The organism is Microbacterium sp. NPDC079356 (assembly GCF_049545465.1).
Taxonomy (GTDB): Bacteria; Actinomycetota; Actinomycetes; order Actinomycetales; family Microbacteriaceae; genus Microbacterium; species Microbacterium gawkjiense.
The window spans coordinates 42,461-66,918 of sequence record NZ_JBMWDN010000001.1; the positions used below are offsets into that span (position 1 = coordinate 42,461).

Below are 24,458 nucleotides of genomic sequence, written 5' to 3' on the forward strand. Positions count from 1 at the left end.
CCGTGTGTGGCGAGCAGAGAGCGGTGCTGTGCGCGGCGAGAGTGCCGAGCAGATGCCCGCGGTGACCCCGGCGGACGTGACGCTGTCCGACCCCGAGGTCCTCGTCATGCACGCGGCCGTCCCCGAGCGCAAGCGACTGCGCGAGGAGGCCGCACACCTGGGCGGCGCCTCGACGCTCCTCCACTATCGCGACGACGGCGACGCCGGCATCGACATCACCAAGGCCCACCCGGGCAGCCTGCCGCAGTTCATCACGGGTCGTCCCACCCTGCTGTCGAACATGTTCCGCGACGAGGTGGCCCTCCGCACCGCGCGTCTGGCCGCCGAGCGCATCACGTCGAAGGACGTCGAACTGCGCACGGCGCGGGGCCTCGACACCGTGCACCTGGCCATCGGCATGGCGTCGTGGCGCATCGGCGGGGTCAGCTGCACCGCGCCCGTCCTGCTGCGTCCGCTGACGATCCGCCGCCACCACACCGACTTCGACCTGCGGTTGCACGGGCCCTTCCACGTCAACCGTGAACTGGTCACCGCGGCCCGCATCCACTTCGGCGTCGACCTCGACGGTGACGCGCTCGCCGCCCTCGCCTACGACGGCGGCGTGTTCCAGCCGCAGCCCGTCATCGACCGGTTGCGCGCCCTGACGGCGCACGTCCCCACCTTCACGGTGCAGCCGCGTCTCGTGGTCTCGACCTTCGCCGACGTCGCCTCCGACATGGAGCGGGATGCCGTCGACCTCGACCACCCCGTGCTCAACGCGCTCGCGGGTCACCCCGCCGATCGCGAGCGCCTCTCGTTCGTGCGCCCCCAGCCCGACGCCGTCGGCCCCGACGACCGCACGCCCGCCTCGGACCGCCTGATCCTCGATGCAGATGCGGAGCAGGAGGCGGTGCTCGCCCGCATCACCGAGGGGCAGTCGCTGGCCGTCCACACCCTCCCCGGAACGGGCGGCACGCAGACGGTCATCAACGCGGTCGGCGAACTCGTCCGCTCGGGCAAGCGCGTGCTCGTCGTGAGCGCCCGCCGGTCGACCCTCGACGGCGTCCGCCACCGGCTGGCCGGCATCGGCCTGCCCGGCCTCGCAGTGTCCCCGACCCGGCTGCACCGCGACCTCATCCGCGCGATCGCCCGCAACGAGAAGGCCGAGCAGCCCAAGGTCGCCGAGGTGGACGACGCCCTCGTCCGCCTGCGCACGGTGTTGCGCGACTATCGCGCCGCGCTGACCCAGCGCCACGCCTTGGTCGGTGTCTCCCCGCTCGAGGCGCTGCGCGAACTCACCCGCATCGCCGACCACGAGCCGCAGCCGAGCGCCACCACACGCTTCGACCTCGCGACGGTGCAGCGCCTCGCGACACGCCGCGTCGAGGCCGCGGAGGCACTCGCGGCATCCGCTCGCCTCGGCGAGTTCCGCATCGGACCCGACGACTCGCCCTGGTACGGCGTCGCGTTCTCGACGACCGACGAGGCCCGCGCCGCGCACGCGCTCGCCGGCCGATTGCACCGCGCCGAGGTGCCCGCGCTCCTCGAGCGCGGCTACGAGCTGATCGGCCAGACGCGGATGCGGCCGTTCACGACCATCGCCGAGATGGGCTCGTACGTGCAGCTGCTGCAGGGCATCCGCGCGTCGCTCGACCGCTTCAGCCCCACCGTGTTCGAGCGCCCCCTCACCGACCTGATCGCCGCGCACTCGTCGCGTCGCGACTCGGCGCAGATGACGACGGCCAACCGCAGGCGGCTGCGCCGCCTGTCGAAGGAGTACGTGCGGCCCGGCATGCACGTCACCGACATGCACGACGCGCTCCTGCGGGTGCAGAACCAGCGCACGCAGTGGCAGCAGCTCGTCGATGCCGGCGTCACGCCCGAGATCCCGATCGGCCTCGACGACGTCGCGGCCGCATGGCAGCGGGCGAACGCCGACCTCGCCGACCTCGACCGCGCGCTCGGTCGCACCGAGCCGCTGGCGAGCCTGCCGATCCCGCAGCTGCTGCGGACGCTCGCGGGCCTCGTCGCGGCATCCGACGTCTTCGACAACCTCGTCGAGCGTGCAGCGCTGCGCAGCGAACTCGCGCAGCTCGGTCTCGAGCCCCTCCTCATGGAGCTCTCGACCCGCCACGTCCCCGAGTCCGAGGTGGCCGCGGAGTTCGAGTACGCATGGTGGCGTTCCGCGCTCGAGGCCATGCTGCGCTCGGATCGCGCCCTGCTCGGCGCGAACACCACCGTGCTCGACCGCCTCGAGCGCGACTTCCGTCTCGTCGATGAAGCGCACGCCTCGTCGTCCGGGCCCCTGCTGGCCTCGGAACTCGCCAAGCGGTGGCGCATCGCGATCGTCGACGAGCCGCGCGAGGCGGCCTCGCTGAAGTCGGCGCTGCGCGGCGGCACCGCGTCGGCGTCGGAGCTCGTCGCCTCGGCGCCGACCCTCATGCGCGTGCTCGCGCCGGTCTGGCTCGCGTCGCCCTACGAGGTGCCGCACGTGCCGGATCACCCCGAGTTCGACGTCGTCATCATCGCCGACGCGGCCGCGCTGTGCCTCGCCGAGGCGACGCCCGCGCTGCGCCGCGCCCGGCAGATCGTCGTCTTCGGCGACCCGGTGACGCAGAAGCCGACACCGTTCCGGCTCTGGTCGGGACGCGGCGACGACCCGGAGGCGCCCGAGGTGCCGTTCGACGACACGAGCGTCTTCGAGCGACTGAGCGAACTGATCCCCGTCGAGACCCTGACCCGCAGCTACCGCGCCGGGGGAGAGGACCTCGCCGAGCTCGTCAACGACGCGTTCTACGGCGGTGCGATCGGCTCGCTTCCCTGGGCGGGGTCGTACCTCGGTCGCGGCAGCCTCAGCGTCGACTACGTCGAGGGCGGCACGGGCGCGCCGAACCCCGACACGGGGGCCGTGGAGAGCCCGGATGCCGAGGTCGCCCGCGTCGTCACGCTCGTCGTCGAGCACGCGATCAACCGCCCCGCCGAATCGCTCATGGTCGTCACCGCGTCGGCGCGCCACGCCGAGCGCGTCCGCGCGGCGGTTGCGAGCGCCTTCGCAGGGCGGTCGGACGTCGCTGAGTTCGTCGGCCGCGAGACCGCCGAGCCGTTCGCCGTCCTCGGCCTCGAGGAATCGGTCGCCGAGAGCCGCGACCGCGTCATCTTCTCGCTCGGGTTCGGCCTGACCAAGCACGGCCGCGTCCTCAGCGACTTCGGCGACCTGTCCACCGCCGACGGCGAGCGGCTGCTGACGGTCGGCATGACCCGCGCCCGCCGGTCGATGGTGATCGTCTCGTCGATCCGGCCCTCGGCCTTCGACGAGGGACGCCTGACCTTCGGCGCCGCCACCCTCATGGCCATCCTCGGTCGGATCGCCGCGCGGGGACGCGACGCGCGACTGGAGGACCTCGCCGATCCGCTCACCCTGACCCTCGCCCAGCACCTGCGGAGCCTCGGAGTCTCCGTCGACGTGCACTACCGCGGGGGTCAGCTGCCGCTGGTCGCGCAGTACAAGGGCAAGGCCGTCGTGGCCGACATCGATCCCGAGAGCACGCACGACAGCCTGCGCGAGACGCTCCGTCGGCGACCGCAGCTGCTGCGCCGCCTCGGCTGGCACTACGTGCGCGTCCACGCGTTCGACGTCTACAACGATCCCGCCGCCGTGGCTCTCCGCATCGCCGGGGTCATCGGCGTGCAGCCCGAGACGCGGTCCGCCCCCGGATCCACCCAGCCGATCGATGTCGACTGAGCGCCAGCGCGTCGAGCGGGTGCCGGGGTCCCGTCGTGCGCGGCTGACCCCTGCGCCGGGCACGGACCCGGCCCCCGAGACGCCGAACGGGCCGGACGCGGGGGAACCCCCGGCATCCGGCCCGAACGACGAACGACTGCGGAACGACGTCCCGCCGCACTACTGACGCGTCAGATCGACGGCGACGGCGGTTCGGTCGACCGGCGCGTCGCCGGTGCGGGCGCGCTGCCCTGCTTCTCGAGCAGGTCGCGGATCTGGACGAGCAGCTCGGCCTCGGTGGGGAGCTTTGCCTCTTCCTCGACGACGCCGGCCTTGGCGGCCTGACGCTCCTTCCACTTGTTCATCGGGACGACGAACACGAGGTAGACGACGAGCGCGACGGCGAAGAAGCTGATGATCGCGGTGAGAAGACCACCGAGCGGGAAGGTGACCTTTTCACCGTGGATTCCGACGAACGAGGGACCGATCGACCCCGTCTTCGGGTCGGGCAGGTAGAAGAGCGCGATCAGCGGGTTGATGATGCTGGTCACGATCGCGGTGACCAACGCGGTGAACGCACCGCCGATGACCACGGCGACCGCCAGGTCGATGACGTTGCCGCGCATGATGAAGTCTTTGAAGCCCTGGATCACGGCTCCTCCTTCCTCCGCCGGCACGGAGCCGGGGCTACGAACCCGCGGGGGCGGGCGAAGCGGACGCTTCGGATTTCTTCGATGATGTCGAAGAACCCGAGCTTTCGCCAGAGGATGCCGGGGAGCTGGTGCTGCGCGAGTCGGTGCGGTAGAAGCCCGAGCCGTTGAAGGTCACGCCGATCGAGCCGTACTGCTTGCGGACGAGACCGCCGCACTCGGGGCACTCGGTGAGCGCGGCGTCGGAGAACGACTGGACGGCGTCGAAACGGTGACCGCACGCGGTGCAGGCATAGGCGTAGGTGGGCATGGGACCTCGGGTGACTCAGCGAAGGGGAAGGCGGACGGTGCGGGTCGGGGTGACGACCCCCGAGACGGGCTGGTCGTGCAGTTCGCGCGGGACCTCGTCGATCAGCTCGGAGTCGAAGATGACGGCGTAGACGGGCGGGCACTTCTCCATCGAGCCGATGGTCTTGTCGAAGTAGCCACGCCCCCAGCCCAGCCGCATCCCGCTGCGGTCGACGGCGGCCGCGGGGATCACGAGCAGGTCGACGTCGTTCACGGCGACGGGGCTGAGCAGTTCGCCCACGGGTTCGGGCAGGCCGAACATGCCCTCGGCGATGTCGCCCTCGTGCTCGGCGACCGCCCAGTCGAGCAGACCGTCGGCACGCGTCACCGGCAGCAGGACCCGGATGCCGCGCGCCACCGCAGCGGCGATGAACTCGCGCGTGCCGGGCTCGGTGGTCGTCGAGAGGAAGCAGGACATGGATCGGACGCCGTGGTCGGCGACGAGCGCGTCGAGCTGGGTCCGGATGCCGGCGGCGGCCTCCTCGAGGGCGCCGGCCGAGCGCTGCTGACGGCGTTCGCGGAGCTCGGCGCGCAGCGCGCGTTTCTCGCTGTCCACGGGGCCGGTCATGGTCCGATTGTAAAGGGACACGCCCGCCGTCCCCGTCGTGTCACATCACGGACCCGACGGATCTGTATGGTGAAGGTCATGTCTGCCGAGCGCATCAAAGCCGTCATCCCTGCCGCGGGTCTGGGTACGCGATTCCTGCCCGCCACGAAAGCCATGCCGAAGGAGATGCTGCCGGTCGTCGACAAGCCCGCGATCCAGTACGTCGTCGAGGAGGCCGTCTCAGCAGGCATCGACGATGTGCTCATCATCCTGGGGCGCAACAAGAACAACATCTCCAACCACTTCGACTCCGTCCCCGAGCTCGAGTCCAACCTCTCGAAGAAGGGCGACCACGAGAAGCTCAAGCGGGTGCAGGACTCGTCGGACATGGCCGACATCCACTTCGTCCGGCAGGGCGAGCCGAAGGGTCTCGGTCACGCGGTGCTGCGTGCCCGTGCGCACGTGGGCGACAGCACGTTCGCGGTGCTGCTCGGCGACGACCTGATCGACGCGCGCGACGTGCTGCTGGAGAAGATGCTCGAGCAGAACAAGAAGACCGGCCTGAGCGTCGTCGCGCTCATGGAGGTCTCGCCCGACCAGATCCACATGTACGGTGCCGCCGCCGTCGAGGCGACCGACGAGGAGGATGTGGTCAAGGTCACGGGCCTTGTCGAGAAGCCGAAGAAGGAGGATGCCCCCTCCAACTACGCCATCATCGGCCGCTACGTCCTGACGCCCGGCGTCTTCGATGTGCTCGAGCGCACCGAGCCCGGCAAGGGCGGCGAGATCCAGCTGACCGACGCGCTCGAGGAGCTCGCCTCGACCGACGGCGTCCTCGGCGTCGTCTTCCGCGGTCGCCGCTACGACACGGGTGACCGTGCCGACTACATCAAGGCGATCGTGCAGCTCGCGGTCGACCGTGAGGACCTGGGCGCCGAGCTTCGGCCGTGGATCAAGGATTTCGCATCGGGTCTGTGAACCCGACGCGTCACTGATGGGCATGGACGGGCCGGTCGTGCGCGCGCACGGCCCGATCTCGATCCGGCTCGTGCGACCGCGTGACGCGAAGACGTTGCAGACCGAGCTCGTCCAGAACCGGTCGTGGCTGCGGCAGTGGGAGGCGACGAGCCCCGACGGTCCGATCTCGCTCGACATGCGCAGCGGGGTGCGCCGGCTGCTGCAGCAGTACCGCGACGGCACCGGTGTGCCCTACGTCATGGAGTACGACGGCGAGGTCGCCGGGCAGCTGAATGTGTGGGGGATCGCCCGCGGGTCGCTGTCGTCGGCGACGATCGGGTACTGGGTGAGTGAGCGCTTCGCCGGTAAGGGCATCACGCCGACCTCGGTCGCGCTCGCGACGGACGTCTGCTTCGAGGACCTGCGTCTGCACCGGATGGAGATCTGCATCCGCCCCGAGAACGCCAAGAGCCTGCGGGTCGTGCAGAAGCTCGGCTTCCGCTACGAGGGGCTGCGGCGGCGCTACATCCACATCGACGGCGAGTGGCGCGACCACTACGCGTTCGCGCTCGTGCGCGAAGAGGTCCGGGAGGGCGTCCTCAACCGGTGGTTGGCGGGGCGCGCGCCGCAGGATGCGGCATCCATCCCTCCGTCGGACCGTTAACCCTCAACCAGAAGTTCAGACACGCCCAGCGGATGCCGGGCCCCACCGCTCCGGCGACATACGGTGAGCGGCATGGGTGAGCAGGTGATGGGTGGCGGGGTGATCGTCCTCGTTGCCGTCCTCTTGTGGCTGTTGTACCTCCTGCCCTCGTGGCACAGCCGGTACCAGTACCAGGCTGCCGAACGGAACGCCGTGCGTCTGAACCAGGCTCTCCGTGTCCTCGCCGAGACGAGCGAGACCCCCGGCGAGGTGCGCCTCGAGCTCAACGCGCGCACCGCGCTCGCACAGCAGCGCCTCGCGCGTCGTGTGCAGGCCGAGCAGGAGAGCGTCGGCCTCGAGGCCGCACGCGCCGAACTGGCTGCCGCGAAGGCGCAGGCCGCGCTCGACCGCGAGCTCGCGAAGGCCGACCGTCGTCGTGCGGTCGCCGACGCCGAGGCGGCACGCGAGAAGGCTCGGGCGGATGCCGCCATCGCCCGCGAGCGTGCCATCGCGGAGGCCGCTGCCGCCCGAGCGCTGCCGGCGGCACGGCGTGCGCGCGCACGGCGTCGCGTGCGGCTGACCGCGACCATCGTCGGTGTCCTGGCCGTCGTCGCGGCCGGTGTCGGGGGTCACCTCGGCGCGATCGGCGCCGGGTGGACCCTGCTCGCGGTCGGAGCCGTCGTCGCCGCGTCGAGCCTGCTCGTGCTCGCACGCATGAACACCGTCGCGCGACGCGCGGCATCCCGCATCCTCCCCGCCGAGGTCGTGCGTGCCCCGGGCGCCGTGCAGGACGTCGCACTCGACTCCGACCGTGCGGAGTGGACGCCGCGCACCCTTCCGCGACCGCTCACCGCCTCGGCGGGCTCCCGCGCCGCGGCCGTGCTCGACGCGTCCGACGCGCGCGAGGCGCTGCGTCAGGCGGCCGTCGAAGAGGCGATGCGCGAGCGTGCCGCGCAGGCCGCGCCGCCGTCGATCGACACCGCCCGTCGCGCCCGTGCGGCCGAGGTCGCCTTCGCCGGACCGGCCGACGACGACCGCATCGAGGCGCACGTGCGGGAGCTGCTCGCACGCCGCGCATCAGGGCAGTGAGACCCCGCCTCGCGTTCGAGCGGCCCGTTCGGTCGTGGTAATGTTGAGGCTTCCGGGCCTGTGGCGCAGTTGGTAGCGCGCTTCGTTCGCAATGAAGAGGTCAGGGGTTCGAATCCCCTCAGGTCCACCACCGGAAAGACCCCCGCTCGCGGGGGTCTTTCGCTGTCTCTGACGTCTTCAGTCCGGCAGGCGGACGGCTGTGCGCGGGGCGTCCAGCTCGGCGGCGCGCCGGTCGGGCGTCCAGTCGAGCTCGGCACCGGCAATGTGCGCGGCCGCCGTCAGGACGTCCTCGCCCGGGTCGCCGCGGCGGCCGATGCCGGTGCGGTTGAGCAGGATGTCGGTCAGGTGCTCCACGGCCTCGTGGCGCGCCGCGAACGCGACCCCCGCGAGAAGTTCGCCGTGGGAATATTCCCGTCGATGGAGTATGAATGATCCATGGCGACGACTCTCGGCCCCACGGGCTTCTGGATCCTCACGGCGCTCGCCGGTGGGCGACGGCACGGCTACGACATCCTGCGAGAGGTGGATGCCGCCTCGTCGGGACGAGCGGCGATGAAGGTCACGACCCTCTACGCCGCCCTCGAGCGTCTCGAACGGGAGGGGCTGATCCGCGCTGATGGCGAGGAGGTGGTCGGCGGTCGCGCTCGACGGTACTTCGCGATCCAGGATGCCGGGAGTGCAGCGCTCGAGGCGGAGGCCGCGGCGCTCGAGCACCAGGCCCGGGTGGCGCGGGAGCGGCTGCGCGCCGTCGGCCGGCCCGCAGTGCAGCCGGGCTTCGGTCGGACGTCGATCGCGTGAGCGGGCTCGACGACCGCAGGTTCCGTCGCCTGCTGGCCTGGTATCCGCGCTCGTGGCGCCGAGATCACGGGGACGTGCTGCTCGCGATGATGCTCGACGACGCCGAGCGCACCGGACGTTCCGGTCCCACGGGCGCCGAGAGACGCGCCGCGATCGTCCACGGCCTCGGAGCGCGGCTCGGCGCCACCGCGGCGATCGTCGTGGCCTCCCTCGCGATCCTCGCGACCGCCGCGGGGCAGGTGGGCCTCCTGTTCCTCACGGGCGGCGGGGTAGCCTTCCACGAGCCGATGCTCTTCGTCATGACCGGTGTGGCGCCCGCGCTGACGGGTGTCGCTCTCGTCGCCGTGCTGCGGGCGGTCGCGCTCCTCGGGGACGGTGCCGCGCTGATCGCGACGGCGTGCCTGGCCGTCGCCGGCGTCTGCTGCGGGGTCGCGGGGATCGGATGGAGTCAGGGCTTCGACGCGGCTGACGCCGGTCTGCCGCAGCCGGGCCTGGCGGCGGTGACGCTCCCGCTCGCGGGTGCGGGCGTCCTGCTGACGGGGGTCGCGTTCACCCTGCTCGTCACCCCGGCCCTCCGACGTGTGGGGCTCGGGCGGGCAGCTCTGGCCCTCGCGATCGCGGTGGCGATCATCGCCGCCCCGGTGACGGGGGCGCTCGTCTTCTTCTCGCCCGGGACGACGGCGGTCGTGGCGATCGTCGTGCTCGTCGTCGCCGCCCTGCCCCTCGTGCGAGGCGTGCGACGTGAGGCATCCCCCGTCGCCGCGCCCGCGCCCACGCCTCGCTCCTCGACGGGTGGGGCTGTGCTCAGCCGCGTCCTCGCCGGTATCGCGCTCGCCGGCGGTGCGGTGGGCCTGGCGTCGGCGTTCGCCGGAGCCGACTGGTCTCCCACGGCGCGCGGCGACGACACGGCGGCGATGCGGGAGGGCATCGTCATCCTCGCCCTCAGCATGATCCCCGCACTGGTCGCCCTCGGTGTCGTGCTGGCCCGCTCGCGGCGGCGCGCCGGTCGTGACACCTGGATCCCGGTGGCCGCCGCCGCAGCGGGGTTCGCCGCCGTCGCCGCCGACTACCTGGTCACCGACGGGAGCGGCGCCGTCACGATCGCGTGGGTGGGTGCCGCAGCGGCGATCGGTCTCGCGCTCGCCTGGTGGGTGGTCGTGCGGATGCCGCTGAGCACCGGACGCGGCTCTGCCACCGGCATCCGGGTCGGCGTCGGGCTCGGCATCATGCTCGCCTACACGCTCGTCCTCGGCCTGACCCTGACGCCGATGCTCGCCTTCGGGGCCCCCGTGCTGGCGCTCGTCGTCCTGGTCCTGCCGTGGCGTCGGCGCACGCGGGCGGCGATCCCGGTGAGTCAGGCGGCGTAGGTGGACCCCCGCGACCGGGCGTGGGCGACGGTGGCGATCGTCGCGGCATCCGTCGCCCTGACGGCGTCGGTCGTCGGGGGCGTCGGATCGATCACTCCCGAGGGAGCTGATGCGTTCCTGTTCGTCGCGGGTGGGGCGCGCCTGCCGCGCTCGGCGTCGCGCCGGCGGCGATCGCCCGCCTCGACGGGCTGGTCGGCGGACGCGGCACCGGCGTGCTCCTCGCCGCCGCCATCCTGGCCGGGTCGGCCGGCGGGCTCGCCGCCACCGCGGTCCGGGTGTCGTTCCAACGCAGCGACGACGGGCTGCCCACCGCGGGAGTGGAGGTGCTCGCCGTGGTCCTCGCCGTCATCGGCGTCGCCGGACTCGCCGTGTTCCTCGGCGTCATCGCCGTCGCCGTGCATCTGCTGACCGCCGTCGCGGCCATCGCGCTCATCGGGTGCGCCGTCGAGATGCGACGCGGGATGCCGATGCCCGCCGTCCCGGCCCGAGCGACCCGGTACCCGCCGCAGCGGGCCCCGGGCGCGCGATCAGACCGCCGCGGGCTCGCGCCGGCCGGCCGCCAGCCGCTCGGCCGCGTAGGCCTCGGCCGCGTCGAGCGGGGTGACCCCGCGTGCGGCGGCGTCGTCGAACAGCCGGCGCAGGGTGTCGCCGATGCCGTCGATGCGGGTGGCGATCTCGTCGCGATGGCCGGGTGTCCGCGCCTCGACGTCGAGGTAGATGACGCCGCCGGCGTTCGCGACGAAGTCGGGGGCGTAGAGGATGCCGCGGTCGGCCAGGCGTGCGGCGCCCGAGCGGTCGGCGAGCGGGTTGTTCGCGGGTCCGCAGACGGCCTTCGCCGCGAGCGCGTCGATGACGTCGTCGTCGAGGACGCCGCCGATGCCGGCCGGGACGAACACGTCCGCCGCCACGAGGTGCTCGGTGCCGGGCTCGACCCACGTCGCGCCGAGCTCCGCCGCGAGCGACATCTTCGCGGGGTTCACGTCGGTGACCGTGAGGAGCGCGCCCTCGCCCGACAGACGCACGGCGAGCCGGCTGCCGACCTGGCCGAGGCCCGAGATCGTGATGCGGCGGCCGGCCACCTCGGGTGACCCCGCGATGCGCTCGAGCGTCGCACGGAGGGCGGCGTACACACCGCGGCTCGTGGGACCGGCAGGCTCGCCCGAGCCCCCGACCGAGTCGGGCAGGCCCACGACGTGCGCCGTGCGCTCGCTGACGACGAGCATGTCCTCCGTCGTCGAGCCCACGTCCTCCGCCGTCCGGTACAGGCCGCCGAAGGACTCGACGGCGTCGCCGAGGTCGAGGAAGGCCGCGCGTCGACGCTCGGCGTCGAGGGTGTCGCCTTCGCGCAGCGCGATGACCGACTTGCCGCCCCCGGCATCCAGCCCCGCGGTCGCGTTCTTGAGCGTCATCGCGGCCGACAGTCGCAGCGCGTCGCCCATCGCATCGGACCAGTGCGGGTAACGCCACAGGCGGGCGCCGCCGAGGGCGGGGCCGAGCGCCGAGGAGTGCAGGGCGACGGTGACGACGAGTCCGCTGCGCCGACCCGTGATCACCTCCACGCGTTCGTGGGTGAGATCGGGCAGGGGCAGGGTGTGCGTCATTGCATTCCTTCTCGGCGGGCCTTGTGGGCGCTGCGGTGCGGATGCCGCCGATGTGCGGCATCCGTCATCATTCTGCCTCGCATATCGCTCGACGCCTAGGCTGTCGACCATGCAGACCGAGCGGTACTCCCACGGCCACCACGAGAGCGTGCTGCGGGCGCACACCTGGCGGACGGCGGAGAACTCGGTCGGGTACCTGCTGCCGCACCTGCGGCCCGGCGCCTCGCTCCTCGACGTCGGCGCGGGCCCGGGCACGATCACCGTCGACCTGGCGCGTCGCCTCGCCCCCGGCCGGGTCGTCGGCGTCGACGCGTCGGCCGACGTCGTCGCCCAGGCGCGGGCCCATGCCGCGGCCGAGGGCGTCACGAACGTCACCTTCGCGACCGCCGACGCCTACCGCCTCGACGCCGCAGACGGATCCTTCGACATCGTGCACACGCACCAGCTGCTGCAGCACCTCGCACGTCCCGTCGACGCCCTGCACGAGTTCCGTCGCGTCGCGGGGCCGGACGGGCTCGTCGCCGCGCGCGAGGTCGACTACGCGGGCATCATCATTCACCCCCACATCCCCGCGCTCGACGACTGGCTCGACCTGCTGCTGCGGATGGGGCGCACCAACGGCGGTGAGCCGTCGGCGGGACGACGCCTCAAGGCGTGGGCGCGCGCGGCCGGGTTCGCCGACGTCGCCGTGAGCGCGTCGACCTGGCTGTTCGAGACCGACGAGCAGCGGGCCTGGTGGGGCGGATCGTGGGCCGACCGCGCCCTGCACTCCTCATACGCCGACCACGCGCTCGAGCAGGGCATCGCCGACCGTGCCGACCTCGAACGCATCTCGGCGGGATGGCGCGAGTGGGCCGCGTCCGAGGACGGCTGGCTGCTCATGCCCCACGGCGAGATCCTGGCGAGAGGCTGACCCCGTGACCGACAACCTCAGCTCGCGCAGCCGCCTCGTGCACGACGCCCTGCGAGCCGCCGGCATCCCGGGGGAGATCGTCGTCCTGCCCGACGCCGCTTCCACCGCGGCGCTCGCCGCCGCCGCCCTCGGGGTCGAGGTCGGCGCGATCGCCAACAGCCTCGTGTTCCAGTGCGACGGTGCGCCCCTGCTCGTCATGACCAGCGGCGCCCACCGCGTCGACACCGCCGCCCTCGCCGCGCGCCTCGGGCGAGGGAGGATCAGCCGGGCGACGCCCGACCAGGTGCGCGAGGCGACCGGCCAGGCCATCGGCGGCGTCGCGCCCACCGGGCACCCCGCGCCGCTCGAGACCCTCGTCGACGAGGACCTCGCCCGCTACCCGCAGATCTGGGCGGCCGGCGGCACCCCGCACACGGTCTTCCCGATGACGTTCGACGAGCTCGTGCGCCTCACCGGCGGCCGGGTCGTCTCCGTCGTCTGACGGTCGACGGCGAGCTCAGGTGTGGATGAGCTCGCGCCAGTTCAGCGGCACGCGGCCGCGGGGACCGGGGGAGGGCTGGTCGGCGGGGTGGCTGGTCGGCGGCGCCAACTCGGGACCCTCGAACATCGCCTCGTCGACGTAGTCCCAGTACCAGTCCTCGCCGGGCTCGAAGCTCTGCACGAGCCGGTGCCCGGTCTCGCGGAAGTGCGCCGTCGCGTGCTGCCCGGGCGACGTGTCGCAGCATCCCACGTGCCCGCACGACGCGCAGCGGCGCAGGTGCACCCAGAAGCCCTCGTGCTCGTCGCACTCCCGGCAGCCGCTCCCCGACGGGGCGGCGTTGGTGTCGATGTCGGAGCTCATCCGGTTCCTTCCGGTCAGTAGGCGAGAGCGCGGTGGACGGAGGCGACGGCGCTCGACCCCTCGCCGACCGCGGCGGCGACGCGCTTCATGGATCCGCGGCGGACGTCGCCGGCCGCGAACACCCGCGGTGCCGACGTCTCGAACGGGAACGGCTCCCGCCCGAGGTCCCGCCACTGCGCGATGGCCTGCACGGCGACGTCGGTCCCGGTGCGGATGAAGCCGTCGGTGTCGCGATCGAGCGTCGGCAGCCACGAGGTGGCCGGGTCCGCCCCGATGAAGCAGAACAGGCCGCGGGCATCGACCGCGCCGGCCGAGTCGATCGTGACCGATTCGAGCGTCCCGTCGCCGTCGAGTCCGGTGACGTGGGATGCCGTGTGCACCCGCACGCGCGGATCCTCGGCCAGCCGGTCGGCGAGGTAGCTCGACATGCGCGCGCGCAGGTCGCCACCGCGCACGACGAGGTGCACCGGCGACCCGTGCGCGGCGAGATAAAGGGCCGCCTGACCCGCCGAGTTCGCCCCGCCGACCACGACCACCGGCTTGCCCTGCACCTGCCGGAGCTCGAGGGGTGTCGCGGCGTAGTAGACGCCCGAGCGCTCGAAGTCCTCCCAGCGGTCGAGGGCCAGCCGCCGGTACGCGGCGCCGGAGGTGACGATCGCGCTCCGCGCGCGGATCACGCGGCCGTCGGCGAGGGTCACATCGAGCAGATCCGCACCGACCTGGTCGAGGGCGACCGCCTCGCACGGTGCGTACACCCGCACGCCGAACTTCAGCGCCTGCAGCACCGCCTGCCCGATGAGGTCGCCGCCGCTCACACCGAAGGGGAACCCGAGGAAGTTCTCGATGCGCGACGTGGATGCCGCCTGCCCGCCCGGGGCGACGGCGTCGAGGAGGACCGTGCTGAGGCCCTCGGAGGCGCCGTAGATCGCGGCGGCCAGTCCCGCGGGCCCGCCGCCCACGACGACGAGGTCCACGATCTCGTCGGACTCGGCCTGGTAGCTGAGTCCGAGGCGCTCGGCGACGAGGCCGGGGGTGGCGCGGGGGATCGGCTCGCCCTGGACGTAGGCGACCGGCAGGTCTTCGGGGGACACGTCGTGACCGTCGAGCGTTGGCAGCTCGTCGGGCGCCAGGGTGACCGCCTTGTGGACGAGGTCGAGGCGTTCGGCGAAGCGCCGGAGCGACAGGAAGTCGTTCGAGGTCGTCGTCCCGACGAACTTCAGGGTCATCGCGGCCGGACCCGTGCGCAGGGATTCCCGCCGGGCCCACAGCGCGTGCAGGATCACGTCGCAGAGCTCGTCGTCCTCGCTCATGATCTCGCGCAGGGCGGCGCGCGAGAGCCGGTGCACGCGACCCGCCTGCGTCACCCGCGCCGACAGGAACGCGCTCTGACCGTTGAGGATGCCGAGCTCGCCGGCGAAACGACCGGGACCGACCGTCGTGATCACCGCTTCGCCGACCCATCGGAGGGCGTCGCGGACGATCTCGACCTCGCCGCTCTCGACGAAGATCAGGTCGTATCCCGCCTCGCCGGTGCGGAAGACGTAGTCGCCGACCTCGACGTCCTGCGGGACGGCTGCCGCGATCAGTCGGCGCCAGTGCGCGTCCGACAGGTCGGGCGACATCATGGCGTCCATCGCGGTGGGAGCGGTTTCTTCGGCCATGCCGATCAACCTACCGACCCGCCGGTGCGACCGGCTCGTCGGCGTTCGATTGCACGGCGCGGATGAGCGACTGCGCGTCGTACGGTCCGGTGTGCCGGCGGCCGTTCACGAAGAAGGTCGGCACCGAGCGGATGTTCATCGCCTCGGCGTCGAACATGTCGTCGCGGACGCGGCTCGCGACGTCCGGCGCGGTCAGGTCGCGTTCGAACCTCGGGACGTCGAGCCCCAGCGTGGCAGCCAGCCGCACGATGTCGGAGGGCAGCTGGTTGTCCTGGTCGGCGAACAGGCCCCGCTCGAACTCGAAGAACTTGCCCTGCTTCGCCGCCGCCTCCGACGCCTCGGCGCCCGCGAGCGCGTTGGGGTGCTGCTCGGTGAGCGGTGCGTGCCGCCACACGTAGCGCAGCTTCGGGCCGAGCTCGGCCATGACCTCCTGGATCGACCCCGACGCCTTGAGGCAGAAGCCGCACTGGAAGTCGCCGTACTCGACGATCTCGTAGGACGCGTCGAGAGGGCCGAAGATGTGATCGCGCCGCGGGTCGACCGGGCGGACGAGGGTCTGCCCGACCTCCTCCTCGGGGTGGCGCGCATCCGCGACGCGGAAGACCAGTGCGCCGAGGGCGAAGGCCAGGACGGATGCCGCGAGCACCCCCACGCGCGCCTCGTTCTGCGCGTCGGGGTCCTCGATCGCGAGGTCGACGATGAACAGCGAGATGGTGAAGCCGATGCCGGCGAGGGCCGCGCCGCCCGCGATGCGGTCGAGCGAGAGCCCGGGACCGAAGTCGCCGATGCGGAGGGCCTTCAGGACGGCGGTCGACCCCCAGATGCCCGCGAACTTGCCGACGACGAGGCCGACGACGATGCCCCATGTGAGCGGCGACATCGCGGCCGCTGCGAGGATCTCGGGGCTGAGCGTCACGCCCGCGTTCGCGAGGGCGAACAGTGGCAGGATCACGTAGGCGACGTACGGCGCGTACGCGGTCTGCAGCCGCTCGTTGATCGAGATCGACTCGCGGAGGCTGTTCGCCGCCGCGCGGGCGTACTCGGTGCTCGGCGACTGCCGGAACGTGCGGGCGAGCTCGAGCGCGTGCTCGACGTCGCGGCGGTCGGGGCGGTAGACGGGGACGAGCAGCGCGATGGCGACACCGGCGAGCGTCGGGTGCACACCCGAGGCGAGGAAGGCGAGCCACACGACGATCGCGAGGGTCGCGTAGATCGGCCCGCGCCCGCCGCGGAGGTACCGGACGAAGTAGATGCCGACGAGGCCGACGGCGGCGACGAGCAGCGGCATCGGGGTGAAGGTGTCGGTGTAGACGAGGGCGATGATGCTGAGCGCCCCGATGTCGTCGACGACGGCCAGGGCGAGCAGGAACACGCGCAGGCGCCCCGACCCCCGCGGCCCGATGAGCGCGAGGGCGCCGACCAGGAACGCGGTGTCGGTCGAGATGACGACGCCCCAGGCATCCGCGTTCCCCGTGGGGCCGGCGATGAGGACGAACAGCAGCGCGGGCAGGGCGAGGCCGGCGACGGCGGCGACGACGGGCACGACGGCGCGCGACCAGCTGGTCAGCTCACCGATCGCGAACTCGCGCCGCACCTCGAGGCCGACCGTGAAGAAGAAGATCGCCATCAGGGCGTCGTTCACGAGCGCGTGCAGCGTGAAGTCGAGTCGGATGTCACCGAGCCCGATCGACAGGTGCGTCTCCCAAAAGCCGTGGTAGGTCCCGGACGACAGGTTGGCCCACACGATGGCGGCGGCCGTCGCGATGAGCAGCAGCAGTGCGCCCGTCCGGGCGCGTCCCATCCTGCCGATGTGGTCCGCGATCGAGGCGAGTTTTCGCGCCATGCATCCTCCGGGGTTCGAGTCGGACCTCAGTCTCCACCCGAGCCGGGGGAGCTGTCAGCCGGTGCGCGTGACGATTTCGTGACACACCACGGCCGCTGCCGCCGACCACGCCTGCGGTCGGCACGCCGCCGGATACGGGGCCGGCACGGTGACGTCGCTCGCGGCGTCGCCGGCGTGCAGCTCCGGCATGCGGTAGCCGAACGCCTCGGCGGCCGCGAGCATTCCGTCGACGAGCACGTCCGCGTGCGACCGGAGCCCCGCCCGCGCCATGCCGCGCGCGACGATGGCCGTGTCGTGCGCCCACACACTCCCGCCGTGATAGCTGAGCGGCCAGTAGCCACCGGCATCCGTCGACATGGTCCGCAGGCCGAAACCGGACGACATCGACGGTCCGACGAGCAGATCGGCGACGGCGCGTTCCTCTTCCGGGTCGAGGATGCCGGTGCCCAGCAGGTGGCCCGCGTTCGAGGTCAGCGTGTCGACCGCCCGACCGTCGCGGTCGAGCGCGATCGCCGGGTAGCGGCCCTCGGGGGTCTCGACCCAGAAGCGCTCGCGGAACCTGCGGCGCAGCTCCGCCGCCCAGGCGCGCAGCCGCTCAGCCCCGTCCTCCTCCAGCGCGTCGAGCAGGTCGGCCGCCTTCGTCGCCGCCTCGTAGGCGTAACCCTGCACCTCGGAGAGGGCGATCGGCCCGGCGGCGAGGGAACCGTCCCGCCACTGGATCGAGTCGCCGGAGTCCTTCCACCCCTGGTTGGAGAGGCCGTGGCCGGTCTCGTCGACGTAGTCGAGGAAGCCGTCGGCGTTGGCTGCGGCGATCATCCAGTCGAGCGCGTCGTGCATCGTCGGGAGCAGATCCCGCACCTCGGCCACCGGCATCCCGGCGGCGTGCGCCTCGGCGAGGAGCGTCACCCACAGCGGGGTCGCGTCGACCGTGCCGTAGTAGAGCGGCGGCAGCGAGATGCCCTCGCCGGGCATCGTGAGCGTGCCGGCCCGCAGCTCGTGCGCGATCTTGCCAGGTTCCTCGGCCGTCGCGGGGTCGGCCGTGCTGCCCTGCAGGCGACCGAGGACGCGCAGAGTGGATGCCGCCATGCCCCGGTCCACGGGCAGGAACAGCCGCGCCGCCCACAGCGAGTCGCGCCCGAAGAGCGTGAAGAACCAGGGTGCGCCGGCGGCGAAGAACTCGTCCGCGCTGCCGGGCAGCGTCAGCCGCAGGGCATCGAGGTCGTCGAGGGCCTGCCGCAGCCAGCGGTGCAGGCGGGGATCGGCGCCGGGAGCCTCGGGCACCGCCCAGCCGGCAGCGCGCGACGTCCCGCGCACGACGAGGGACGGGTCGTCGAGGTCGAGGCGCCACGAGACGGTCATCCGGGCCCGCGGCGGGCACTCCAGGTGCCAGGTGAGGACGATGTCGTCCTCGGATGCCGCGACCTCCGCTCCGGGAGCCGACAGCCGCATCGACGCGTCCCCGGCCGTGATCTCGACGGCGTCGCCCGCGAGGGCCCGGTCGACCGCCGCGGCCGGCGCGGCTCCCGACTTGACGTCCTGCATCGAGGTCGCGTCGGGGGTGACGGCGACCTCGAGGACGAGCGGCACCCGCTCGTCGAGGTGCGACACGAGCGTGAACTCCTCCGTCACGCGGCCGTCCGCGACGATGCGGCGCCGCGTCAGCCGGATCTTCGGGTCGGGCGTGCGGTCGTCCAGGCGTCGCAGCAGCGCTTCGAAGCGCAGATCGGATGCCGCATCCGCCGACCGTGAGATCCATTCCGGCGCGTGCGTCGCGGCATCCGTCCCGTAGCGCACCCGGGTCGCGCGGACGAACCGGGTATCGCCGTGGAAGACGCCGTCGATCGCGCCGCTGCCGAGCTCGCCGTCGGCCCGCGACCACACCTGGGTGGGGGCGCGGAGGGCCACGACGGCGTCGGACAGGAAGGGCTGGAGGCCTGCGGTCATCCCTTGACTGCTCCTTCGGAGGTGTTCATGATGCGCTTCTGGAAGAGGAAGAAGACGACGGCGACGGGGATCGTCATGAGCGCCGCGGCCGCGAGCTTCAACGGGTACTGCGTGCCCTGGCTCAGCTGACCGGACGACAGGCTCGCCACCCCGCGGGTGAGGGTGAACAGGTCCGGGTCCTGCACCGACACGATGAAGTGAGTCAGCTCATTCCATGATCCCTGGAACGAGAGGATCACGATCGTGATGAGCGCGGGGCGCGCCATCGGCAGGACGACCGACCAGTACACCCGGAACGTGCCGGCTCCGTCGATGCGCGCCTGTTCCTCGACGGACGGCGGGATCGACTCGAAGAAGTTCTTCATGATGAACACCCCCGCCGCGTCGACGAGGAGGGGCAGCACCATGCCCGCGTACGAGTCGTACATCCCGAGCTGGTTCAGGACGAGGAAGCGGGGGATGAGGAGCACGACCGCCGGCACGGCCATCACGGCGACGACGAGCGCGAAGATGACGCCGCGGCCCCGGAACGTCAACCGTGCGAGGGCGTACCCGGCGAGCGACACGAAGAACACGCGTCCGAGGGTCACGAGGATCGTCACGACCGCCGAGTTCGCGAACCAGAGCGGGAAGTCGCTGTTCAGGAACAGCCGCTCGTAGGCGGCGGTCGTGAAGGTCTGCGGGATCAGCGAGATTGGATTGGATGCCGCCTCCTGCTCGCTCTTGAACGAGGTCGCCACCTGAACGAGGAACGGGTAGATGTACACGAGCGCCAGCCCGGCGAGTACCGCGTACAGCAGCACCTGACCGGTCACCGAGCGAGGGGTGAGGCGCCGGCGTCGGGACGGTGTGGCGTCGACCGGCGCATCGGTCAGCGTCTTCGTGCGGGCGAGGGTCCGGCTGTCGGTCACGACCGTGCTCCCTTCGGGGTGTACGCACGGATGCGTCGCTTCGAGACGGGCCGCTCCCTCAGGATCCAGCGCTGGAAGAGCGTGAACGCGATGATGATGAGGAACAGGATGAACGCGATCGCCGCGCCGATGCCCCAGTCCTGGTTGCTGAAGGCCGACGTGTACGACAGGTAGGCGGGGGTGATCGTCGTCTTTCCCGGCTGCCCCTTCGTGCCCGTGTAGATCTGGTCGAACACCTGCCAGCAGCCGATGAGGCCCAGCGTGATGACGGTGAAGAGGGTGGGCCGCAGCTGCGGCAGCGTGATGCGCCAGAACCGCTGCCACGCGTTCGCGCCGTCCATCATCCCCGCCTCCGTCAGCTCGAAGCCGACGTTCTGGAGGGCGGCGATGAACAGCAGCATGAACGTGCCGCTCGTCGTGAAGACGGCCATGAGGATGAAGGCGCTCATCGCGACCGAGGGTCCGGCGATCCAATCCCACCCCGACAGGCCGAGAAAGCCGGGCTGCGAGATCGCGGCGGGCGCGGCATCCACCCCGAAGAGGCCGAGGAACAGGTGCACGATGCCGCGGGGGTCGTTGAACCAGTTCGGCCCCTCGCCGCCGGTGACGGCGGCGATGAGGGCGTTGACGGGGCCGGCGGCGCTGAAGAGGAAGATCCACAGCACCGTGATGGCGACCGAGCTCGTCACCGACGGGAAGTAGAAGGCGGTGCGGAAGAAGCCGCGCGCCTTCATCATCCGCCGGCTGACCAGCACCGCGAGGAACAGCGACAGCGCGGTCTGCAGCGGCACGACGAGGAAGACGTACCAGGCGTTGTTCCGCAGCGCCGTGCCGAAGTCGCGGCTGCGCAGCCCCTGGCCCGAGGTCAGCTCGGCGTAGTTGTCGAGTCCGACGAAGTTGACGTTGGGGGAGAGGGGGCTGCCCCGGCCGCCCCAGTCCGAGACGCTCACCCAGAGCGCCATGAGGGCGGGGAGGAAGAGGAACACCCCGAGGATCACGACGACGGGGGAGACGAAGAGCCACCCGGCGACTCCCTCGCCGCGACGCAGACCGCGGGAGCGGTGGTCGCGGCGAGGGAGCTTCTCGGGTGCCCGTTCGGTGGCGACGGGCGTCGACATGTCAGCCGACGATCGCCTCGAGGTTGGACTGGACCGACTGCAGGATCGTCGCCGGGTCCCCGTCCTTCAGCGTCGCGAGCTGCGCGTTGAAGTCGGTGAACACGTCCGAGACGCCGTCGTTGGTCGGCACGCCCTGGGCGTAGTCCGCACCGGCGAGGAACGCGGCGAGGTCCGGGTTGTCGGTCGTCCACTGGTCGGCGGCCGACTGCACCGACGGCATCGGGCCGAACGCCTTCGAGAAGGCGAGCTGCTGGTCTGCGCTCGTCAGGTACTCGACGAGGTCGAGCGCGGCCTGCTGGTTGGGGCTGTCGGCGGCCATCCCCCAGCAGTTCGTGAACTGCAGGGTGCCCTTGCCGGCGGGGCCGGCGGGAAGCTCGACGACGAGCGGGTCGACGTCGGGGTAGTCGCCGAGCGCACCGGTGATCCAGTTGCCCTCGATCGTCATGGCGCCCAGCTGCTTGCCGAACGCCTCACCGCCCCAGCCCGCGCCCACATCGGCGGCGTAGGCGAACGTGCCGTCGGCCAGGTGCTCCTTCACGTAGGTGAGGGCGTCGATGTTCTCCTGGCTGTCGGCGACGGCGGACGTGCCGTCCTCCGAGACGAGCCGTCCGCCGGCTTCGGCCATGAAGGCGCCCACCCGCTGGTACTCGCCGCTGAAGACGAGGCCCGTCGTGTCGCCCGAGGTGAGCTTCTCCGCCGCGGCGGCGAGCGAATCCCAGTCGGTCGGGACGTCGGCATCCGTCAGTCCCGCCTGGTCCCACAGGTTCTTGTTGATGATCAGCTGCAGCGTCGAGAAGTCCTTCGGTGCGCAGTAGAACTGGTCGTTGTACGTGAAGTTCTGCACGAGCGACGGGTAGAAGTCGTCCTTGTTCTCGAGCATGTCCCCGTAGGCGATGACCGAGCCGTTGTCGGCGTAGCCCGCCAGGAGCTCGGTCGCGAGGTAGAACAGGTCCGGCGGGTTGCCGCCGGCGAAGCCCTGCGAGAGCTGCTGCGTGAGGTCGGTCGCCGCCACGACCTCGGCGTCGACGCCGGATTCCTCCGACCACGCGGCGACGGCGTCCTTGACCGCCGTGGTCTCGGCGTCGCCGGACGAGCCGATCATGATCGTGAGCGCGTCGTCGGACGAGGTGAGCCCGCCCGCGTCGGTCGGTTCTCCCGAGGCGGCGGGACCGTCGTCGAAGCCCGAGCCGCCGCATCCGGCGAGGGCCAGTGTCGCCGCGATCCCGATGCCGCCGAGCGCCATCCATCTGCTGTGTCGCATGTCCGTATCTCCTTCGATCCCGGTGCCGTCGATCGTTCCGACCGTGCTGATCTCGGTCGACTTTGAACGATCAAATTGTGGAATGATGCCCAACGTAAGAGGGTGGGTCCGTCCATGTCAAGGGGGTGCGCTTGTGAGTGAGAAGTCGATCACGATCGAGGACGTCGCGGCCCTCGCGGGTGTCTCGCGGCAGACCGTGAGCAACGTCCTGAACACTCCCGCGATCGTCAGGACCGCGACGCGTGAGCGGGTGCAGGACGCCATCACCCGTCTCGGCTACTCGCCGCACGCCTCCGCGCGTCGGCTGCGCACGCGCCGCAGCGCGACCATCGGCATCCACCTCGATCCCTATGCGGGCGGCATCTCGGGCGTCGTGCTCGACCGCTTCGTGCACGCGCTGACCGAGCGCGCCGGCGACCGGGGCCTGCGGGTGCTCGTGTACGCGGCATCCGATCAGGACGAGGAGATCCGACGGATGTCGGAGCTCGTCGACGCCGGCGACGTCGAGGCCGTCGTCGTGACCGGCACCCGATACGGCGACCGCCGGCTGGCGTGGCTGACCGAGCGCGGTGTGCCGTTCGTGTCGTTCGGCCGCCCGTGGGACGTCGCCTCGCCCGAGGACAGCGCGCACCTCTGGGTGGACGTCGACGGCGCCTCGGGCACGCGCGCCGCGACCGAGCACGCCCTCACCGTCGGGCCGCGCGTCGCGTTCCTCGGCTGGCCCGCGGGGTCGCCGACGGGTGATGACCGGGAGCGGGGGTGGCGCGAGGCGATGACGGATGCCGGTGCCCGCCCCGACCTGCGCCTGTCGGCGGAGGAGCGGGTCGCCGAGGCGCGGGAGCAGGTCGCGGAGTTGCTGGCGACGACGGCAGTCGACGCGATCGTGTGTGCGAGCGACACCCTCGCCGTCGGCGCGCACGTCGCCGCCGTCGCGGCGCAGCGGCCGGACGTGCTCATCATCGGGTTCGACAACACCCCCGCGGTCGAGGCCCTGGGCCTGTCGAGCGTCGAGCAGCTGCCCGAGCTGGTCGCCGCGGGCACCCTCGACCTGCTCATGGGCAGCGGTGGCCGCATCGAGCGCCGCGCCGCGGGGGACGGCGAGGGGCACGTGCTGGTCCAGCCGCGCCTCGTCGTCCGCTGAGGCGGGTCGGGCGGGCTACCGGCTTGCCCGGCACCAGCCGAGGAGTTTCCGCCCACCGGCATCGGATTCCGGACGGTTTCGGCCCACCCGCACCGATTTCTCCGCGGTTGTAGCCGAGCAGAGAAGTGAGGGAGTCCGGACGGACGGCACCGGCTGGGGCGGTGATCAGACGGACGTGGCGGCACCTACCGCGGAGGATCGGTCTGTGGGGGCGGGGATAGCGGTGGGTCCGGCCAGTTGGGAGGATCTGTCCTCGGTTGATGCCGGGCCGGGCGGGGGAGCGGGCGGCGGTTACCGCCGGCCGATGCGGCGGGAGAGGTCGGCCGCCGCGTCCGTCGCGAGCGCGGCGAGGCGGTCGGGATCGACGTCGGCACCGTCAGGCCAGGTGATGGCGAGGGCGGCGGCGGGCCAGTCCGCGTGATCGCGGACCGCGACGCCGACCGAGCGGAACCCGAGCGTGACCTCGCCGTCCTCAGTCGCGTAGCCGTCGGCTCGGGCCTGCCGCAGGAGTTCCCGCAGCTCGCCGGGCCGACCCGGTCCGCGGCCGGTGCGTTGGACCGAGAGGGATGCCGCATCCGGGAACAGCGCGCGGACCTGCTCGCGGGGGAGCGCGGCGAGCATGGCGCGCCCGGTCGCGGTGAGGTGCGCGGGGAGGCGGACGCCCACATCGGTGATGAGCGCGGGCCGTCGCGGTGCGCGCTCCTCGACGATGTAAAGGACGTCGCGGCCCGTCATGACGGCGAGGTGCGCACTCTCGCCGGCGCGGTCGGCGAGCTGCGCGACGATCGGTCGGCCGAGGCGGGCGAGGGGCTCCTGCCGCGCGTACCCGCCGGCGAGCTCGAACGCGGCGGTGCCGAGTCCCCAGCGCCGGTCGCCCTCGAGGTGCACGACGAACCCGTGCGCGGTCATCGCCGCGAGCAGGTGGTAGATGCTCGACCGCGGGATGCCGAGATGGCTCGCGATCGTCTGCGCCGCCACCGGCCCGCGCTGGTGCGCCAGGAAGCTCAGGATGCGGAGCGTCTGATCCGCGGCGGGGACCTGCGGCTTGTCTGGGGTCGGCGGTGTGTCTGGGATCGGCGCCCGCGGCTTGTCTGAGATCACAGACACAGGATGCCACGCGCGCCA

Annotated in this window: 24 protein-coding genes and 1 tRNA gene; 11 read left to right on the plus strand and 14 right to left on the minus strand. The window is 72.1% G+C overall.

All coding sequences use genetic code 11. The annotated features are described in order from the left end of the window. Positions 1-28 precede the first annotated feature (28 nt). Together ACPEH0_RS00255 and ACPEH0_RS00260 are read left to right on the plus strand one after the other, a co-directional pair. Entirely contained in the window at positions 29-3,721 is a 3,693-nt protein-coding gene (locus tag ACPEH0_RS00255; protein WP_423719400.1) for a DEAD/DEAH box helicase, read from the plus strand. Continuing rightward, on the plus strand, positions 3,711-3,887 hold the full coding sequence (locus tag ACPEH0_RS00260; protein WP_217532260.1) for a hypothetical protein: 177 nt from the start codon (positions 3,711-3,713) through the stop codon (positions 3,885-3,887). The genes ACPEH0_RS00255 and ACPEH0_RS00260 overlap by 11 nt, the downstream gene beginning before the upstream one ends. Positions 3,888-3,891: 4 nt before the next feature. On the opposite strand, the gene mscL is transcribed toward ACPEH0_RS00260, so the two are convergent. Genes mscL through ACPEH0_RS00275 form a run of 3 tightly spaced genes read right to left on the minus strand, consistent with a single transcriptional unit; the run spans position 3,892 to position 5,266 of the window. Next, a complete protein-coding gene (gene mscL, locus ACPEH0_RS00265; RefSeq protein ID WP_311862642.1) occupies positions 3,892-4,353 on the minus strand; it encodes a large conductance mechanosensitive channel protein MscL in 462 nt (153 codons plus the stop codon). Between the two features lie 34 nt (positions 4,354-4,387). Further along, the gene (locus tag ACPEH0_RS00270) at positions 4,388-4,660 is read right to left on the minus strand and encodes an FmdB family zinc ribbon protein (RefSeq protein ID WP_217532266.1); all 273 of its coding nucleotides are present in this window, start codon (positions 4,658-4,660) and stop codon (positions 4,388-4,390) included. Between the two features lie 15 nt (positions 4,661-4,675). Then, a complete protein-coding gene (locus tag ACPEH0_RS00275; RefSeq protein ID WP_217532267.1) occupies positions 4,676-5,266 on the minus strand; it encodes a 5-formyltetrahydrofolate cyclo-ligase in 591 nt (196 codons plus the stop codon). A gap of 78 nt (positions 5,267-5,344) precedes the next feature. Here ACPEH0_RS00275 and galU point away from each other — a divergent pair, with 78 nt between their 5' ends. The 4 genes from galU (at position 5,345) to ACPEH0_RS00295 (ending at position 8,064) form a co-directional block, all read left to right on the plus strand. Beyond that, positions 5,345-6,223: a UTP--glucose-1-phosphate uridylyltransferase GalU gene (gene galU, locus ACPEH0_RS00280; RefSeq protein WP_366213358.1), complete on the plus strand. Its 879-nt coding sequence runs from the start codon at positions 5,345-5,347 to the stop codon at positions 6,221-6,223. Between the two features lie 22 nt (positions 6,224-6,245). After that, positions 6,246-6,866, plus strand: a complete 621-nt coding sequence (locus tag ACPEH0_RS00285) for a GNAT family N-acetyltransferase (RefSeq protein WP_366213357.1) — start codon at positions 6,246-6,248, stop codon at positions 6,864-6,866. Positions 6,867-6,938: 72 nt separating this feature from the next. Continuing rightward, positions 6,939-7,934, plus strand: coding sequence for a large exoprotein (locus ACPEH0_RS00290; RefSeq protein ID WP_366213356.1), 996 nt, complete (start codon positions 6,939-6,941; stop codon positions 7,932-7,934). A gap of 54 nt (positions 7,935-7,988) precedes the next feature. Next, a tRNA-Ala gene (locus tag ACPEH0_RS00295) sits at positions 7,989-8,064 on the plus strand. Between the two features lie 47 nt (positions 8,065-8,111). Here the strand turns inward: ACPEH0_RS00295 and ACPEH0_RS00300 are convergent. Then, on the minus strand, positions 8,112-8,435 hold the full coding sequence (locus tag ACPEH0_RS00300; RefSeq protein WP_366213355.1) for a glycerol-3-phosphate dehydrogenase C-terminal domain-containing protein: 324 nt from the start codon (positions 8,433-8,435) through the stop codon (positions 8,112-8,114). On the opposite strand from ACPEH0_RS00300, the gene ACPEH0_RS00305 reads away from it, so the two are divergent. Continuing rightward, positions 8,370-8,732 (plus strand): PadR family transcriptional regulator, encoded by a 363-nt coding sequence (locus tag ACPEH0_RS00305; RefSeq protein ID WP_366213354.1) that lies wholly within the window; start codon positions 8,370-8,372, stop codon positions 8,730-8,732. The genes ACPEH0_RS00300 and ACPEH0_RS00305 overlap by 66 nt on opposite strands. Next, positions 8,729-10,099 carry a hypothetical protein gene (locus ACPEH0_RS00310; protein WP_366213353.1) on the plus strand — a complete coding sequence of 457 codons (1,371 nt, stop codon included), beginning with the start codon at positions 8,729-8,731 and terminating at the stop codon, positions 10,097-10,099. Before ACPEH0_RS00305 ends, ACPEH0_RS00310 begins: the two co-directional genes overlap by 4 nt. Here the strand turns inward: ACPEH0_RS00310 and ACPEH0_RS00315 are convergent. Further along, the gene (locus ACPEH0_RS00315; protein WP_366213352.1) at positions 10,087-10,500 is read right to left on the minus strand and encodes a hypothetical protein; all 414 of its coding nucleotides are present in this window, start codon (positions 10,498-10,500) and stop codon (positions 10,087-10,089) included. The two genes, ACPEH0_RS00310 and ACPEH0_RS00315, sit on opposite strands and share 13 nt — an antisense overlap. Positions 10,501-10,626: 126 nt before the next feature. After that, on the minus strand, positions 10,627-11,700 hold the full coding sequence (locus tag ACPEH0_RS00320) for a Glu/Leu/Phe/Val dehydrogenase family protein (RefSeq protein WP_366213351.1): 1,074 nt from the start codon (positions 11,698-11,700) through the stop codon (positions 10,627-10,629). 109 nt (positions 11,701-11,809) lie between these two features. Here ACPEH0_RS00320 and ACPEH0_RS00325 point away from each other — a divergent pair, with 109 nt between their 5' ends. Then, positions 11,810-12,613 (plus strand): methyltransferase domain-containing protein, encoded by an 804-nt coding sequence (locus ACPEH0_RS00325; RefSeq protein ID WP_366213350.1) that lies wholly within the window; start codon positions 11,810-11,812, stop codon positions 12,611-12,613. A 4-nt stretch (positions 12,614-12,617) separates the two neighbouring features. After that, positions 12,618-13,094, plus strand: coding sequence for a YbaK/EbsC family protein (locus tag ACPEH0_RS00330; RefSeq protein ID WP_366213349.1), 477 nt, complete (start codon positions 12,618-12,620; stop codon positions 13,092-13,094). 15 nt (positions 13,095-13,109) lie between these two features. Here ACPEH0_RS00330 and ACPEH0_RS00335 read toward each other — a convergent pair whose 3' ends face one another. From ACPEH0_RS00335 to ACPEH0_RS00365, 7 genes are read right to left on the minus strand one after another with little or no spacing between them, the layout of a single operon-like run. Beyond that, positions 13,110-13,454, minus strand: a complete 345-nt coding sequence (locus tag ACPEH0_RS00335; RefSeq protein WP_064001646.1) for a UBP-type zinc finger domain-containing protein — start codon at positions 13,452-13,454, stop codon at positions 13,110-13,112. A 14-nt stretch (positions 13,455-13,468) separates the two neighbouring features. Then, a complete protein-coding gene (locus ACPEH0_RS00340) occupies positions 13,469-15,115 on the minus strand; it encodes an FAD-dependent oxidoreductase (RefSeq protein WP_254632335.1) in 1,647 nt (548 codons plus the stop codon). Between the two features lie 10 nt (positions 15,116-15,125). After that, positions 15,126-16,958 carry a Na+/H+ antiporter NhaA gene (gene nhaA / locus ACPEH0_RS00345; protein WP_366213348.1) on the minus strand — a complete coding sequence of 611 codons (1,833 nt, stop codon included), beginning with the start codon at positions 16,956-16,958 and terminating at the stop codon, positions 15,126-15,128. A 54-nt stretch (positions 16,959-17,012) separates the two neighbouring features. Further along, positions 17,013-18,902, minus strand: coding sequence for a glycogen debranching N-terminal domain-containing protein (locus ACPEH0_RS00350; RefSeq protein ID WP_366213347.1), 1,890 nt, complete (start codon positions 18,900-18,902; stop codon positions 17,013-17,015). Beyond that, positions 18,899-19,813 carry a carbohydrate ABC transporter permease gene (locus ACPEH0_RS00355; protein ID WP_366213346.1) on the minus strand — a complete coding sequence of 305 codons (915 nt, stop codon included), beginning with the start codon at positions 19,811-19,813 and terminating at the stop codon, positions 18,899-18,901. The genes ACPEH0_RS00350 and ACPEH0_RS00355 overlap by 4 nt, the downstream gene beginning before the upstream one ends. Beyond that, complete coding sequence (locus ACPEH0_RS00360; protein WP_366213345.1) at positions 19,810-20,931, minus strand: carbohydrate ABC transporter permease; 1,122 nt, start codon at positions 20,929-20,931, stop codon at positions 19,810-19,812. The genes ACPEH0_RS00355 and ACPEH0_RS00360 overlap by 4 nt, the downstream gene beginning before the upstream one ends. A 1-nt stretch (position 20,932) precedes the next feature. Then, on the minus strand, positions 20,933-22,192 hold the full coding sequence (locus tag ACPEH0_RS00365) for a sugar ABC transporter substrate-binding protein (RefSeq protein WP_254632336.1): 1,260 nt from the start codon (positions 22,190-22,192) through the stop codon (positions 20,933-20,935). Positions 22,193-22,325: 133 nt separating this feature from the next. On the opposite strand from ACPEH0_RS00365, the gene ACPEH0_RS00370 reads away from it, so the two are divergent. After that, entirely contained in the window at positions 22,326-23,333 is a 1,008-nt protein-coding gene (locus ACPEH0_RS00370) for a LacI family DNA-binding transcriptional regulator (protein ID WP_064001652.1), read from the plus strand. Between the two features lie 291 nt (positions 23,334-23,624). Here ACPEH0_RS00370 and ACPEH0_RS00375 read toward each other — a convergent pair whose 3' ends face one another. Beyond that, the gene (locus ACPEH0_RS00375; RefSeq protein ID WP_423719401.1) at positions 23,625-24,440 is read right to left on the minus strand and encodes an IclR family transcriptional regulator; all 816 of its coding nucleotides are present in this window, start codon (positions 24,438-24,440) and stop codon (positions 23,625-23,627) included. Positions 24,441-24,458 lie beyond the last annotated feature (18 nt).